The following is a 14,667-nucleotide window of genomic DNA, read 5'->3' on the forward strand; positions in this document are numbered from 1 at the left end:
TAGGGAGTCTGGAATCGCATGGGTTGAAGCGGTTGCACGACATGCGTGCATCCGGGTTTCAAGTCGTCGATGAGGGGCGGGGTCGCGGTCGTGGCCGGTTCAGCGTGGCGCAAAACCGCCTAGGGGTTGCAGAAGACTTTGGCGTTTTCGGTCCAGCGGCCAAAGCCGGTGGCGACCATGTTGGCGATGACGCGGCAGACATAACGCTTCTGTGCGGGGTCGTTGTCGGGGCCGGCGTGATAGCGGGCGACGGCCATGGACCAGGACTCGTGGCGGCCGTGCAGGCTGACCAGGAAACGCGCTGCATAGTCGACATTGCGGCGCGGATCGAGCATGTCGCGCACGCTGCGGAACTCGGCAGCGTGATAGCGGTGGTTGATCTGCATGCAGCCGAGGTCGATCAACGTCTTGCCTTCGCTGCGGGCTGTATCGAAGGCGGCAAGAGCTTCGGCCGCGCTTTTTGGAAAGACAGCTTTTCCTTCTATATTCAATGCGTTGGGCTGAAGGCTGCCCTTCCTGCCGGTTTCGGTGAGGCCGACTGCATAAAGGATGCCGACCGGCACGCCATAGCGGTCGGCGGCGCGCAGGATCTCCGGCTCGCACGGATTGGCCGCGGCTGCGGCCAGACCGGTCGCGGCACTAGATATAGCGGCTGCTGCCAGGGCGATCCGTGCGAGGCGACGAGATGTTGCGTGCATTGGCTTCTTCATTTGCCGCTCTCCCACCGGGACGTCCACTGCCTGAATTGCCACCTTCGCCGCCCATCCCGTCCGACTGGAAAGCCGGCTGTTCGCGGCCGCCGGAGCCGGAGGAAAGGCCACCGCCGTCGCTGCGCGTCTGCGCCTGCGCGGGCGACTGAGGCTGCAGGATGGTGACGCGGTCGACGTCGAAGCCGAGGCCACGAAGGGCGGAATTGATCGCTTCGCGATCGGCCGAGAGGCGGTGATAGGCCTCGGCGTTTTCGACTTCGATTTCAATCGAAAGTTGTTCTCCGGCGAGATGCAGGTTCGCCGTGACCATGCCCAATTCGACGGGGCGCAACTGGATCTTCAGAACTTGGGCCGCGGGCGCGTTTGTGGCGCTGGCCTGGAGCTGCTGGACAGCGCTCGCGGCGGCGGTGTGACGGGGTGCCGAGGAGGCAATCTCCATCGCCAGCGCGCCAGCCGTGCCGGTGGCGCCGGAGGCGACCGGGGCAGGGATTATTTGTTCGGAAATGACGCTGACGCGGGTGGCCGCGGCGGACTGTTCCGGCTGCCTGGAGGGTGTCGGGCGTGACGGCTTGTCGGCCTCGGTGGCTGCATCGCCGGTTGCCGAACCCACGGCAGAGGCCGGCGCGGGCGAGGCTTCGGCGCGCGTCGGTGCTTCGGTCGCGGCCGTCATGCCGGGCGGTAATGCGGTGCCGGAGGCTGTTGCCCGGGAAGGCGCGGTGCCGGCGCTGCGCGACGGATGCTCCGTCTCCAGTGCATCGGTGGCGAGGTTCGGCTGTTCGAGGACGCCTTCCGCCTCTGTGGCGGGTGCGTCGGCCGGACCGGCACTGGCCGCCTGGCTGCCTGCCTTGCGCAATTCGCTCAACGCAAGCACCAGCGGCAAAGCCGTGTCGGCTGACGCATCGGGCTTGGCAGGTTCCTTGGCCGATACTTCGGCAAGTGGCGGTTCAGCGTCTTCGACCTGTTCGCCATGCCTGGCCGGGTTGGCGTCGACAGTGTCGTCCCTGGGCTCCGCCACATGCGGGCCGCGCACGGCTAGCCGTTCGGCCAGCTTGAGCCAGTGCTTTTCATGCGGTGGCTCGGCGGCGAGGCGCTTTTCTTCGGACTTCTGGTCGCCCTTTTGCGGCGTTGCCAGGGCACGGTCGAAATCGGCCTGGTCGTCGTTTCCGGCGAACGCGTTGCGATCGGTGGCGGATGACTGCGATGCGAGCGGGCCTGCCAGCGCCGAGCGGATGGCGTCGGTCATTTGGGGGAGCCTCCGAGAAGTTCGTCTATGGCTTCGAGCGTACGGCGCGCTTCGGTAATCTTTGGGTCTTCCGCTTCAGGCGGGGCTTCGGCGGAAGCCGGCTGCGCCGCCGCCGTCAGGGGCACTATCCTGGGCTTGAGACTGGGCGCGGCCGCGACTGCCGGCTCCTGGATCGTGGTCACCGGCCGTGTTTCGGGGGCGGGCGTCTCGGCCGCATCGGGAACCATCGGATCGGCTGCCGGCGTGGCGATGTCGATCGGGGCCGGCGGCAGGTCTTCGATGTCGACAGGCTTCGGCTTGGCGTTCGGCGAGGCCGGCAGGGCCGAGGTCAGTCCGGAAGCGACGGCTTCCACGGCATCGAGCAAGGCGCGGTCGCCCTTGGACAGCTTGTCGCGATCGATGCCGCTGAGCTTGCCCAGCATGTCGTCGGCCGAGCCTGAGGTGACAGACGACAGCCCGGAATAGAGTTGGGTGCGCGGGTCGGCATCGTTGCGCTGGCCGTCGCGTCCCCGTTCGGCCTTGGCGGCTGCGAAGGCGGAAAGCTCGGTAAGCCCGTCGATCGCGGCACGCCGGGCGACGCGGAGGTAGACGACCCGTTCCTGCTCGGCATCCATCATCGCGGTGATCTCGCCCAAGGCATCGAGGCTGATCGAGGCATGCAGCGCGACGATGCCGGCGACGAAGGCGTCGGCGAACTGGCTGGCATAGGGCGAGCGCAGATAATAGCGGACATACTGGGTCGAACTGCGCAGGAAGCGGGCGCCGTCCTCGAGCCGGGGGGCGAGCGCCACCGAACGGCGCAGCGCGGCCTCCTCGACGAGGGTGCCGGGGCTGAGCAGCCGGGCCTGGTCGAACAGCTTCATCGCCTGTTCGGGCTCCTGGGCAATGCTGACCGAACCCTTGACCAGCGCCAGGAAGGCGCCCAGTTCGGAAATCTGCGTCAGCGGGTCGACCGAAGCGAGGGCGTCGACGGTGCTCTTGGGCTTGCCCCTGAGATAGTCGATGATGCCTTGCGCCAGCGCCTGGTCGGCCTCTTCGAGGCTGAGGCGCGAGACGACCTGCTCGATGGTCAGCGGGTTGCCGCCGCTCATGGCGTATATGAGCAAGGCGCGAAAATTCTTGGGTTCCTTGAATGCGTCGGGACTGGCCGCGCGCATGTTCTCGTCGGTCATTTCGAGCAGGCGGCGCTGCATCGGCAGCGAGGCCTGGTCGCCGGCGGCGATGCGGTCCTGCACCAGCTGCAGGCAGCGCACCATCTGGTAGGGCTCGAGCGCCGGCGCCTCGGCGGCGCGCGCGTGCTCGGGCGCCGTCACCGCAAGCAAAGCGACGAACGCGGCGCCGGAGAGGGTCGCCGCGAGCCTCATTCAGCCCGCTCCAGCAGGATTTCGATACGGCGGTTGGTGGCCGAGAATGGCTCCGCCGTGTCCTTGAGCTTGCGGTCGGCGAAGCCGGCGACCTCGACGATGCGCTTCTCGTCGAGCCCGGCGCGCACCAGCATGTAATAGGCCGAGTGGGCGCGCGCGGTCGACAGCCGCCAGTTGTCGTAGCCGCCGCCACGGAAGGGGCGGGCGTCGGTGTGGCCATTGATCGAGACGTTGCCTTCGTGGGCCGCGATGGTCCTGGCGATCTTTTCCATGGCCAGCACCAGCTGCTTGCGCGGCACGGCGGAGCCGATCTCGAACATGCCGAAATCGAACTGCTCGGTGACCGAGATGACGACGCCCTTGTCGGTGGCGACGACGGACAGGCCGTCGGGCAGGTTCTTGCCCGACTTGATCGCCTCGGCGAGTTCGCGCCGGATGGCGTCGGCCTCGCCGATGGTGTGTTCGCTCGGCGCGGCGTCGCGGGGCTTCGGCTTGTCGGCCATTGCCTCGGCTTCCGCGGTCTCGGCCTTCGGGGCGTCGCCCGGCTTGGCGCCGTCGCGGGCGAGGGCGCCGGGAGCGATGTCGAGCGGCGAACGCTGCTCGGCGGCCTCAGGCTTGGGCTCCGGCGCTTTCACCGGCTCGGGCGTGGCGGAGCGCTCGGTCTTGTCGCCGGGCTTTGCCGGATCGCCTTCGATGGCCGCGCGCTCGGCGCTTGCCTCGGCGATAGGCGTGGCGACCTGCTCGGTCCAGAAATCGGGCGCGAACGGATCGCGATAGGCTTCGCCGCCGGAGGCGCCGCTGGACGGCCCGGCATTCTGCGCGCCGCCTTCGCCTCGTTCGGAGACATTGGCCTTGGTGCCGGTGTCCTGGGCGATCTCGGCCAGCACCGCATAGGGGTCGTTGAACAGGTGTTCGTCGGAGCGCTTGACGACGTGTGCGGAATCCCTGGAATTCTGTTCGGTCGCGGGGCCGGCATTGCCACGCCCGTCGGTACCAGCCTTGCCACTGGCTTCCTGCGGGCTCTCGGCGGTCAGGCCGACGGAATTGGGGCCGTCGCCGAGCTCTTCCAGTCCCTTGCGGCTGGCGTTGCGGTCGACGAGCTTGACCGGGTTGAAATAACTCGCCACCGCAGCCTTGGTCTGCTCGTTGGCGGCGCTGATGAGCCACATGACGAGGAAGAAGCACATCATCGCCGTCATGAAGTCGGCGAAGGCGATCTTCCAGGCACCACCGTGGTGGCCTTCGTCGTGATCGGAATGGGCACGCCGGACGATGACGATCTCGTGGCGCGGCTCGGTGCCGTCGGCGACACTCATGGCAAGGTCTCTGTCAGGGCGGCCGACCACTCGCCGAGGCGGGTCTCGAACAGGTTGTCATCGATCGAGACGCTGAGGTCGAAGCCGACCCCCTCGCTGAAGTCCATGTTTTCGGCACGGTCGCCGATGGCGGTTGCCAGCGCGCCGAATAGGAATTGCGGGCCGCTGACCTTGATGCGCACGGCATCGCGGTCGGCGGTGGCCGAGAGGATCGCGGTGGCGAGGGCATCGATCGAGCGGGTGGCGATGTCATCGCTGACCAGGCCGGCGACGACGCGGGCGGCGGCGTCGGTGGCGAGATGGACGACGCGGGTCTCCATCTCGGCGATGCGCGCGCCAATGACGGCGCCGATGTCGGTGCCGAAGCGGGCGCCCAGGTTGGCGATTTCGGACGCATGGCGCTGGCGCTCGGCTTCAAGGGCGGCCTGGTGCTCGGTGTCCAGGCGTATCGCCAGTTCGGCCTCGGCCGTGGCGACTGCTGCCGCGACGATGGCCGGGATGTCCGGATCTGGAACCGCCTTGGGATAGGAATTCGGGGCCGGGGCTTCGACGTCGGAGGCATTTGCGGCCAGCGGCGCGAAGTCGGTCAGCCTTTCGAAAAGTGCGGCAATCGACATCAGGCGGCGACTTCCTGGGCAGCCCATTTGCGCAGGATCAGAGCGGTGCGCTCTTCATTGATGTCGACCATGCGGGCGAGGCGGTCCTGTGGGGCGGGACGCAACTTGTTGCGCAGGTCGTCGATGGCGGTGGGACGCGCGCCGGGAAGGGCCGCAGGCGCTTCGGCGGAGGCGGAACCGGCATCCGGCGTCGGCAGCGAACGCTGGACCTCGTCGAAGCTGGGCCCGGCGATGGCGGCCGGGACCGGCTTGGAAAGGGCGGACGCAAGCGGCCGCAGGCCGAAGAAGGCGACGAGGAAGACGACGACGATGAAGGCCGCGGCGTTGATCAGCGTGCCGGCGTGCTGGCCAACCGAAGCGAGGACGCCGGGGCTGGCGATCTCCTCGCCGTCGAGGCCGTCGATGAACTCCACCGCCGAGACGTTGATCAGGTCGCCGCGCTTTTCGTCGAAGCCGGTGGCCGAGATTACCATCTTCTGGATCTCGGCGACGCGGGTGGCGATCGCCTCCGGCGTGGCGTCCTTGCCGAGGATCGTAGCGAGGCGCTGCTGGTTTACGACGACGGCGATCGACATCTTGGTCACCGAATAGCCGTTCGAGACGGTCGCGATACGCTTCGAGTTCATCTCATAGTTGGTGATCTCTTCCTTGCGGTCGCTGGCCGAAGTCGACTGCGGCCCGTCCGTCGCGGTGGCCTCGGCATCGGGCAGGTTCTGCTCGACGGTAGCAGGCGTGGCGGACTGCTTCTGGTTGCTGTTTTCGTTGGCGCGGACGACCTGGACGGAGCGTTCGACGCGCGACTCGGGATCGAAGATGGTCTCTTCGGTCTGGCGCGAGTCGGTGTTGACGTCGGCTTTGACGCTGGCGCGGAAATTGTCCGGGCCGAGATAGGCGGCAAGCGCGCGGCGGATGTTGTCCTCGATCTGGGTCTCGACGGTGCGCTCGACGCCGATGGAGCGGGCGGCACTCGAATTGTTGGGATCGTCGCCCGCTGCAAGCAGGTTGCCGCTCGAATCAAGCACGGTCACCCGCTCGGCATCGAGGCCAGGCACCGCAGCGGCGACCAGATGCCGGATCGACATGGCGCTCTTGTCGGCATCGAGGCTGGAGGCGCGGATGACGACGGAGGCCGAAGGCTTCTGCTCGTCGCGGCGGAAGTTGGCGCGTTCGGACATGACGATGTGGACGCGGGCGGCCTTGATGCCCGTGATCGACTGGATGGTGCGGGCGATCTCGCCTTCCAGCGCACGGACGCGGGTGACCTGCTGCATGAAGGAGGTGAGGCCGAGCGAGCCGACATTGTCGAAGAGTTCGTAACCGGCGTTGGCGCTGGTCGGCAGGCCCTTTTCGGCAAGCAGCATGCGTGCCTGCGCGGTCTTGCCGGCGGGGACCAGGACCGTCGTGCCGTCGGAGGCGACGTCGAAGCCGATGCCGGCCTCGCCGAGGACCATGCCGATCTGGTTCACGTCAGAGCGTTCCAGCCCGACATAGAGCGTCTCGTAGGCCGGGCGGTTGAGATAGACGGAAGCCACGCCGACGACGGCGATGACCAACGCCGTGATGCCGCCGAGTATGGCGAGCCGGCGCGGGCCAAAACTCCTGAAATTGGCAACTATGCTCTGTAGCTGTTCGGGCACGTGCGTAGGCTCCCCGCAATATCTTCCGCGGAGACCCTAGACCTCGAAGCTTGTGCGAAAATGATATGGGCCGCGCACGAGGCGCGGCCCATTGAAAAAGAAGGGGCGTTTCAGATGCCGATCAGCTCTTGAACAGCGCCAGGATGTTCTGCGAGTTCGAGTTGGCGATCGACAGCGCCTGGATGCCGAGCTGCTGCTGGACCTGAAGCGCCTGCAGGCGGGTCGATTCCTTGTTCATGTCGGCGTCGACGAGCTGGCCGACGCCACGGTCGATGGAGTCCATCAGGCTGGTCGTGAAGTTTTTCTGCAGGTCGATCTGCTTCTTGGCCGCACCGAGCGTGGTTGCGACATCGGTCAGATCCTTGAGCACTTCGTCGACCTTGGAGATCATCTGGTTGATGATGTCGTTGGTCACGCCCGTCGCCATGATGTCGAGATTATGGACCGACACGTTGTCGACCCTTGTCGTCGCGCCGGCTGCGGCCAGGCCTGCGGTGTGCGCCGCGATGTCGGTGCCGCCGCCGGCAAGCGAAGCGGCATAGGCCGTGTCGTACTGGGTCTGCGCCGCGGCGGTAGCATAGACGGAGGTCTTGCGGTCGAGGTGGCCGGAATTCTTGACTTCGGCTGCGAGGCCGGAATCGAACAGCTTGACGCCTTCGACATCGACATCGATGGTGCCGAGCGTGACCTTGCCGTCGGCGCCACGGTTGAAGGCGGACACGATCTTGGCGTCGGGCTGCACACCGTCGTTGGCGGCGGCAATCTGCTTCGAGGTCACCGACAGGATGTTGGTGCCGGAGAAGGTGGCGGCATCCGCATAGGACTTCATCTGGCCCTGGAGGGCCTCGATTTCGGTCTGGATCTTGGCCTTGTCGGAATCGCTGGCGCTGTAGGCGGCGACGAGCTTGATCTTGATCTGGTCGACGGTCTCCAGAACCTTGTTCATGCCGGTATAGGCGGTGTCGACCTTGGAGGCGCCGAGACCGAGCGCATCCTGCACGGTGGAGAGCGCCTGGTTGTCGGAGCGCATGGTGGTGGCGATCGACCAGTAGGCGGCGTTGTCCATCGCTTCAGCGACTCGGTAGCCGGTCGAGATGCGGGCTTGCGTGGTCTGGAGCGCCTTGTTTGTGGCGTTGAGGCTCTGAAGCGCGGTCAGGGCCGAAGCGTTGGTCATGATACTGGACATCGAAATACCCCCTCTGAAATCCGCGCGCTGCGCAGGACCGCCCTAGCAATTGGTTAACCATAACTACCGTTTCATGGTTAACGAGCGATTAAGGGTGGCATGCCCACGCGCGGCCGATGACGCGGCGGAACTTATCTCGGGGGGAGCTTGCGCGGGGCTAGCGTCGTGGGGCGGCGGCCTTAGGCAGGGGACAAAAGCAATCGGGCCGCATCTTGCGATGCGGCCCGAGCTGGGACGTCTTGTTGCCTGGAACGGTCCGGTTAGCCGCGGAACAGCGACAGGATGGTCTGCGAGTTGCCGTTGGCGATCGACAGCGCCTGGATACCGAGCTGCTGCTGGACCTGGATGGCCTGCAGACGGGTCGATTCCTTGTTCATGTCGGCGTCGACGAGCTGGCCGACGCCGCGGTCGATCGAGTCCATCAGGCTCGAAGTGAAGGTCTTCTGCAGCTCGATGCGGTTCTTGGCGGCGCCGAGATCGGTGGCGGCGGTGTTCATTTCCTTGAGCGCCGCTTCGACGCGCTGCAGGTGGTCACCGACGTCGGTGTCGGTGCTGGCAGCGGTCAGAGCGATGCCGGAAACGGCCGTGCCGGCGCCGGCGGCGCCGGTGGCGGTACGGGTCTTGTCGAGGATGCCCTTGGGAGCTGCGCCGGCCTCGAACAGCTTGATGTTCTCGACGGTGACGTCGATGGTCGAGATCGAGGCCGTGCCGGTCGCATTGCGGTTGAAGGCTGAGACGATCTTGACGTCGGCCGCCGCCGCCGCACCGTTGGTCGAGAGCATGTTGGTGCCGGAGAAGGTGGCACCGTCGGCATAGGCCTTGAGCTGCTTCTGCAGCGCCTGGATCTCGGTGTTGATCTTTTCCTTGTCGGCACCCGAGGCGCCGTTGGCGGCGACGAGCTTGACCTTGATCTCGTTGAGGGTGTCGATGGCCTTGTTCATGCCGGTGTAGGCGGTGTCGACCTTCGAGGCGCCGAGACCGAGCGAATCCTGGACCGTCGAGAGTGCCTTGTTGTCCGAACGCATGGTGGTGGCGATCGACCAGTAGGCGGCGTTGTCGGAAGCTTCGGCGACGCGGAGGCCGGTGGCGATGCGGCCCTGGGTGGTGTTGAGCGCCTTGTTGGTGGCGGCGAGGGTCTGCAGCGCCGTCATTGCCGACGCGTTGGTATTGATGCTGGACATGGGAATAACGCCCCTAGGAAAATGCAAAATACAGGGACATACCGGATCGGCCGGTATGACGGAGAGGCATCATGCCCATGACCCGAAGGTCACCCGCCATGCCCGGTAACCTGTCGGAGACTCGCTACCAAAGCTCTAAGCGGCATGGTTAACCCAAGAATTAGTGCTGCTTTATTTGGGTTTTCTGCAAATAGACTGTGTAAAAGCAATCTGGCCGCATCTTGCGATGCGGCCAGATGAGAGAAGTCTGTTGCCTGGAACGGTTCGGTGTTAGCCGCGGAACAGCGACAGGATCGACTGCGAGTTGCCGTTGGCGATCGAGAGCGCCTGGATGCCGAGCTGCTGCTGGACCTGGATGGCCTGCAGGCGGGTCGATTCCTTGTTCATGTCGGCATCGACGAGCTGGCCGACACCACGATCGATGGAGTCCATCAGGCTCGAGGTGAAGGTCTTCTGCAGTTCGATGCGGTTCTTGGCGGCGCCGAGATCGGTGGCAGCCGTGTTCATCTGCTTGAGCGCGGTTTCGACCTTGCCGAGCAGGCCGGCAAAGAACTGGTCGCCGACAGTGGTGATGTTGAAGTTGAACACCGAAACGCCTGCGGTCGACGTCGCACCGACGACGCCGCCCGATGCGGGCAGCACGGCGGCAGCCGCGCCGGCCGTGTGCGCGGCCGTATCGGCGCCGCCGCCGGCGACCGAGGCGGCATAGGCCTTGTCATAGGCCGCCTGCGCGGCGGCCGAATCCCAGATTGCGGTCTGGCGATCGAGGATGCCGGCATTCTTGATGTAGGTCGGGTTTGCGGCGTTGGTGTCGAACAGCTTGATGTTCTCGACCTTGATGTCGATGGTCGAGATCGAAGCCGTGCCGGCCGCGTTGCGATTGAAGGCCGAGACGATCTTCGCATCGGCCTGAACCGCGGTGCCGGCAGCGGCGGCTGCTGCGCCCGCCGCGGTCTTGTCCGAAGACACGGACAGGAAGTTTGCGCCTGAGAAGGTGGCGCCGTCGGCATAGGCCTTCAGCTGCTTCTGCAGCGCCTTGATATCGGTGTCGATCTTGGCCTTATCGGCAGCCGAGGCACCGGTGGCGGCGACGATCTTGACCTTGATCTCGTTGAGGGTGTCGATCGACTTGTTCATCGCGGTGTAGGCGGTGTCGACCTTGGATGCGCCGAGGCCGAGGGAGTCCTGGACCGTCGACAAAGCCTTGTTGTCCGAACGCATGGTGGTTGCGATCGACCAGTAGGCGGCGTTGTCGGAAGCTTCGGCGACACGCAGGCCGGTGGCAATGCGGCCCTGGGTGGTGTTGAGCGCCTTGTTGGTGGCTGCGAGGGTCTGCAGCGCCGTCATTGCCGACGCGTTGGTGTTGATGCTGGACATGGGAAAATACGCCCCTAGGAAAATGCAAAAAGTACAGGGACATACCGGGTTGGCCGGTATGGCGGAGCGGCATCATGCCCATGATCGAAAAGATCACCCGCCATGGGCAGAGTGTTCCCAGATAATCCCTACCAAACTGTGTATATTCGATAGATGAGCGAAGTGTTTTGAGATTATATACTTTGGATACTTCCGAAGGCGCAGTTTGGTCTCAGTCTTTCGCTGCAGGAGCCCTGACCTTCCAAAAGCAATCGGGCCGCATCCAGGGATGCGGCCCGATCTTATGATCAATCGAAAGAGACGGTCAGGTCAGCGGAACAGCGACAGGATGGTCTGTGAGTTGCCGTTGGCGATCGACAGAGCCTGGATGCCGAGCTGCTGCTGGACCTGGATGGCCTGCAGGCGGGTCGATTCCTTGTTCATGTCGGCGTCGACGAGCTGGCCGACACCGCGATCGATGGAGTCCATCAGGCTCGAGGTGAAGGTCTTCTGCAGTTCGATGCGGTTCTTGGCGGCGCCGAGATTGGTGGCGGCCGTGTTCATGTCCTTGAGAGCCGCTTCGACGACGCCGAGCATGTCTCCGATCTGGGTGTCGCTCGCCGCCGTGGCACCGCTGACCAGGGCCATGGTGGCGACGCTGTAGGTGTCGCCAGCAGCCGAGGCGACGCCGAGGGTCGGTGCCTGGATGTCGGCATCGGCGACACGCACGCCATCGCTGGTGCGCTGGGCGTCGAGCAGGCCGGCATGGGCATTGTCGGCGGCGCCGGCAGCGTCATAGAGCTTGAGGGCGTTGACGTCGACGTCGATGGTCGAGATCGAGGCCGTGCCGGCTGCGCTACGGTTGAAGGCCGAGACGATCTTGACCGGTGCGGCGGTGCCGACCGTGGCCGCGGCCGAGGAGTCGACCGAGAGCATGTTGGTGCCGGAGAAGGTGGCACCGTCGGCATAGGCCTTCAGCTGCTTCTGCAGCGCCTTGACCTCGGTGTCGATCTTGGCCTTGTCGGCAGCCGAAGCGCCGGTGGCGGCGACGAGCTTGACCTTGATCTCGTTGAGGGTCTCGATCGACTTGTTCATGCCGGTATAGGCGGTGTCGACCTTCGATGCGCCGAGGCCGAGGGAATCCTGGACCGTCGACAGTGCCTTGTTGTCGGAACGCATGGTGGTTGCGATCGACCAGTAGGCGGCGTTGTCGGAGGCTTCGGCGACGCGAAGGCCCGTGGCAATGCGCCCCTGGGTGGTGTTGAGCGCCTTGTTGGTGGCCGCAAGGGTTTGCAGCGCCGTCATTGCCGACGCGTTGGTATTGATACTGGACATGGGAATAACGCCCCTAGGAAATGCAAAATACAGGGACATACCGGGTTGGCCGGTATGGCGGAGCGGCATCATGCCCATGATCGAAACGATCACCCGCCATGCCGGGTAACCTGTCGGAGACTCGCTACCAAAGTTCTAAGCGGCATGGTTAACCCCCGGCCGGGGTGCCGCTTTGGCTGGATTCGCCTCAAATAGACTGTGCAAAAGCAAATCGGGCCGCATCTTGCGATGCGGCCCGATGAGAGATGTCTGTTGCCTGGAACGGTTCGGTGTTAGCCGCGGAACAGCGACAGGATCGACTGCGAGTTGCCGTTGGCGATCGAAAGGGCCTGGATGCCGAGCTGCTGCTGGACCTGGATGGCCTGCAGACGGGTCGATTCCTTGTTCATGTCGGCGTCGACGAGCTGACCGACGCCGCGATCGATGGAGTCCATCAGGCTCGAGGTGAAGGCCTTCTGCAGCTCGATGCGGTTCTTGGCGGCGCCGAGATTGGTGGCAGCCGTGTTCATGTCCTTGAGCGCGCTTTCGACAACGCTGAGCATCTGGCCGATCTGCGCGTCGTTGGCGTAGTCGGTGCCGTCGGTCAGCTGCATTGACGCCACCGTGAAGGTGTCGGTTTGGCTGAAGGTGCCGAGCACCACGGCATCAACCGCAGCAACCTCGGAGACAGCGCCTGCAACGCTGACAACGCGGTTGGAGTCGAGGATGCCCTTGTTGACGCCGGCAGCGGTGCCGGCTTCGTAGAGCTTGATGTTCTCGACGGTGACGTCGATGGTCGAGATCGCAGCCGTGCCGGTCGCATCGCGGGTGAAGGCCGAGACGACCTTGATGTCGGCCGCAGTGGTGGCGGTGGCGCCGCTGTTGACCGAAAGCATGTTGGCGCCGGAGAAGGTCGCGCCGTCGGCATAGGCCTTGAGCTGCTTCTGCAGCGCCTTGACCTCGGTGTCGATCTTGGCCTTGTCGGCAGCCGAAGCGCCGGTGGCGGCAACGAGCTTGACCTTGATTTCGTTGAGGGTGTCGATGGTCTTGTTCATGCCGGTGTAGGCGGTGTCGACCTTCGAAGCGCCGAGACCGAGGGAATCCTGGACCGTGGACAGCGCCTTGTTGTCCGAACGCATGGTGGTGGCGATCGACCAATAGGCGGCATTGTCGGAAGCTTCGGCGACGCGGAGGCCGGTGGCGATGCGGCCCTGGGTGGTGTTGAGCGCCTTGTTGGTGGCTGCGAGGGTCTGCAGCGCCGTCATTGCCGACGCATTGGTGTTGATGCTGGACATGGGAATAACGCCCCTAGGAAAATGCAAAATACAGGGACATACCGGATCGGCCGGTATGGCGGAGAGGCATCATGCCCATGACCGTTTCAAGCAAGTCATCCGCCATGCAGCAGATGTAGCTTCGGCGTGGCTACCAAATTGCTAACAATTGTAGTTAATTTCAATTAACTTATTGTAATTGCTTACTTTTGGTCCGCAAAAATAATCGGGCCGCATCTTGCGATGCGGCCCGATCAGAGACGTTGGTTGCCTGGAACGGTTGGGTGTTAGCCGCGGAACAGCGACAGGATCGACTGCGAGTTGCCGTTGGCGATCGACAGGGCCTGGATACCGAGCTGCTGCTGGACCTGGATGGCCTGCAGGCGGGTCGATTCCTTGTTCATGTCGGCGTCGACGAGCTGGCCGACGCCGCGATCGATGGAGTCCATCAGGCTCGAGGTGAAGGCCTTCTGCAGTTCGATGCGGTTCTTGGCGGCGCCGAGGTTGGTGGCAGCCGTGTTCATGTCCTTGAGCGCGCTTTCGACGACGCCGAGCATGGCGCCGATCTGCGTGTCGCTGGCAAACAGCGTACCGTTGGTCAGCTGCATGGTGGCGACCGTGTAGGTGTCGGCGGCAACGGCAGCGGCACCAAGCGTCGGAGCGGCTGCAGCACCTTCAACGCCGGCGGCGGTGCGGTTGGAGTCGAGAATGCCCTTGCCGGTCGTGGCGACGCCTGCGCCGGCTTCGTAGAGCTTGATGCCCTCGACGTTGATGTCGATGGTCGAGATCGAAGCCGTGCCGGACGCATCGCGGGTGAAGGCCGAGACGACCTTGACGTCGGCAGCCACGGCGGCGCCGCTGCTGACCGAAAGCATGTTGGCGCCGGAGAAGGTCGCACCGTCGGCATAGGCCTTGAGCTGCTTCTGCAGGGCCTTGATTTCGGTGTCGATCTTGGCCTTGTCGGCGTCCGAGGCGCCGCTGGCGGCAACGATCTTGACCTTGATCTCGTTGAGGGTGTCGATGGCCTTGTTCATGCCGGTGTAGGCGGTGTCGACCTTCGAAGCGCCGAGACCGAGCGAATCCTGGACCGTCGAGAGTGCCTTGTTGTCCGAACGCATGGTGGTGGCGATCGACCAGTAAGCGGCATTGTCGGAAGCTTCAGCGACGCGGAGACCCGTGGCGATGCGGCCCTGGGTGGTGTTGAGCGCCTTGTTGGTGGCTGCGAGGGTCTGCAGCGCCGTCATTGCCGACGCATTGGTGTTGATGCTGGACATGGGAAATACGCCCCTAAAATATGCGCAAGGTACAGGGACATACCGGATCGGCCGGTATGGCGGAGAGGCATCATGCCAATGACCGCTTCAAGGAGGGTCATCCACCATGCCGGGCAATCTGGCCGATACTTACTACCAAACGTCTAAATGTTATGGTTAATGCGCGTTAACCCGCTAAAATTGTTGATATTCCGA

The 14,667-nt window shown here is 64.5% G+C and carries 12 protein-coding genes; all 12 read right to left on the reverse strand.

Annotated features, from left to right (window positions below; genetic code table 11):
* Window positions 1-119: 119 nt before the first annotated feature.
* The 12 genes from GGQ99_RS22670 to GGQ99_RS22725 all read right to left on the reverse strand — a co-directional run bounded on the left by GGQ99_RS22670 (window position 120) and on the right by GGQ99_RS22725 (window position 14,472).
* Window positions 120-710 (reverse strand): transglycosylase SLT domain-containing protein, encoded by a 591-nt coding sequence (locus GGQ99_RS22670; protein ID WP_246389703.1) that lies wholly within the window; start codon window positions 708-710, stop codon window positions 120-122.
* Window positions 640-1,953, reverse strand: coding sequence for a flagellar hook-length control protein FliK (gene fliK, locus GGQ99_RS22675; RefSeq protein WP_183264264.1), 1,314 nt, complete (start codon window positions 1,951-1,953; stop codon window positions 640-642). Before fliK ends, GGQ99_RS22670 begins: the two co-directional genes overlap by 71 nt.
* Window positions 1,950-3,317: a chemotaxis protein MotC gene (locus GGQ99_RS22680; RefSeq protein ID WP_108607131.1), complete on the reverse strand. Its 1,368-nt coding sequence runs from the start codon at window positions 3,315-3,317 to the stop codon at window positions 1,950-1,952. The genes fliK and GGQ99_RS22680 overlap by 4 nt, the downstream gene beginning before the upstream one ends.
* A complete protein-coding gene (locus GGQ99_RS22685; protein ID WP_183264265.1) occupies window positions 3,314-4,633 on the reverse strand; it encodes a MotB family protein in 1,320 nt (439 codons plus the stop codon). Before GGQ99_RS22685 ends, GGQ99_RS22680 begins: the two co-directional genes overlap by 4 nt.
* The gene (locus GGQ99_RS22690; RefSeq protein WP_183264266.1) at window positions 4,630-5,250 is read right to left on the reverse strand and encodes a FliH/SctL family protein; all 621 of its coding nucleotides are present in this window, start codon (window positions 5,248-5,250) and stop codon (window positions 4,630-4,632) included. The genes GGQ99_RS22685 and GGQ99_RS22690 overlap by 4 nt, the downstream gene beginning before the upstream one ends.
* Entirely contained in the window at window positions 5,250-6,887 is a 1,638-nt protein-coding gene (fliF, locus tag GGQ99_RS22695) for a flagellar basal-body MS-ring/collar protein FliF (protein WP_108607134.1), read from the reverse strand. Before fliF ends, GGQ99_RS22690 begins: the two co-directional genes overlap by 1 nt.
* A gap of 121 nt (window positions 6,888-7,008) precedes the next feature.
* Window positions 7,009-8,073 carry a flagellin N-terminal helical domain-containing protein gene (locus GGQ99_RS22700; protein WP_108607135.1) on the reverse strand — a complete coding sequence of 355 codons (1,065 nt, stop codon included), beginning with the start codon at window positions 8,071-8,073 and terminating at the stop codon, window positions 7,009-7,011.
* Window positions 8,074-8,333: 260 nt separating this feature from the next.
* Window positions 8,334-9,254, reverse strand: a complete 921-nt coding sequence (locus tag GGQ99_RS22705) for a flagellin N-terminal helical domain-containing protein (protein ID WP_183264267.1) — start codon at window positions 9,252-9,254, stop codon at window positions 8,334-8,336.
* A 270-nt stretch (window positions 9,255-9,524) separates the two neighbouring features.
* Entirely contained in the window at window positions 9,525-10,631 is a 1,107-nt protein-coding gene (locus GGQ99_RS22710) for a flagellin N-terminal helical domain-containing protein (protein ID WP_183264268.1), read from the reverse strand.
* Window positions 10,632-10,940: 309 nt separating this feature from the next.
* The gene (locus GGQ99_RS22715) at window positions 10,941-11,945 is read right to left on the reverse strand and encodes a flagellin N-terminal helical domain-containing protein (RefSeq protein ID WP_108607138.1); all 1,005 of its coding nucleotides are present in this window, start codon (window positions 11,943-11,945) and stop codon (window positions 10,941-10,943) included.
* Window positions 11,946-12,217: 272 nt separating this feature from the next.
* Window positions 12,218-13,219 carry a flagellin N-terminal helical domain-containing protein gene (locus GGQ99_RS22720; protein WP_108607139.1) on the reverse strand — a complete coding sequence of 334 codons (1,002 nt, stop codon included), beginning with the start codon at window positions 13,217-13,219 and terminating at the stop codon, window positions 12,218-12,220.
* Between the two features lie 266 nt (window positions 13,220-13,485).
* Window positions 13,486-14,472, reverse strand: coding sequence for a flagellin N-terminal helical domain-containing protein (locus GGQ99_RS22725; RefSeq protein ID WP_108607140.1), 987 nt, complete (start codon window positions 14,470-14,472; stop codon window positions 13,486-13,488).
* Between the last annotated feature and the right edge of the window lie 195 nt (window positions 14,473-14,667).

It is taken from the genome of Aminobacter niigataensis (assembly GCF_014200015.1).
Classification (GTDB): Bacteria; Pseudomonadota; Alphaproteobacteria; order Rhizobiales; family Rhizobiaceae; genus Aminobacter; species Aminobacter niigataensis.

Bases quoted from the DNA above. Each gene is read 5' to 3' on its own strand.
- GGQ99_RS22715 (WP_108607138.1), bottom strand. From the start codon at position 11,945: ATGTCCAGTATCAATACCAACGCGTCGGCAATGACGGCGCTGCAAACC.
- GGQ99_RS22670 (WP_246389703.1), bottom strand. From the start codon at position 710: ATGAAGAAGCCAATGCACGCAACATCTCGTCGCCTCGCACGGATCGCC.
- GGQ99_RS22690 (WP_183264266.1), bottom strand. From the start codon at position 5,250: ATGTCGATTGCCGCACTTTTCGAAAGGCTGACCGACTTCGCGCCGCTG.
- GGQ99_RS22685 (WP_183264265.1), bottom strand. From the start codon at position 4,633: ATGAGTGTCGCCGACGGCACCGAGCCGCGCCACGAGATCGTCATCGTC.
- fliK (WP_183264264.1), bottom strand. From the start codon at position 1,953: ATGACCGACGCCATCCGCTCGGCGCTGGCAGGCCCGCTCGCATCGCAG.
- GGQ99_RS22710 (WP_183264268.1), bottom strand. From the start codon at position 10,631: ATGTCCAGCATCAACACCAACGCGTCGGCAATGACGGCGCTGCAGACC.
- GGQ99_RS22680 (WP_108607131.1), bottom strand. From the start codon at position 3,317: ATGAGGCTCGCGGCGACCCTCTCCGGCGCCGCGTTCGTCGCTTTGCTT.
- GGQ99_RS22700 (WP_108607135.1), bottom strand. From the start codon at position 8,073: ATGTCCAGTATCATGACCAACGCTTCGGCCCTGACCGCGCTTCAGAGC.
- GGQ99_RS22720 (WP_108607139.1), bottom strand. From the start codon at position 13,219: ATGTCCAGCATCAACACCAATGCGTCGGCAATGACGGCGCTGCAGACC.
- GGQ99_RS22705 (WP_183264267.1), bottom strand. From the start codon at position 9,254: ATGTCCAGCATCAATACCAACGCGTCGGCAATGACGGCGCTGCAGACC.
- GGQ99_RS22725 (WP_108607140.1), bottom strand. From the start codon at position 14,472: ATGTCCAGCATCAACACCAATGCGTCGGCAATGACGGCGCTGCAGACC.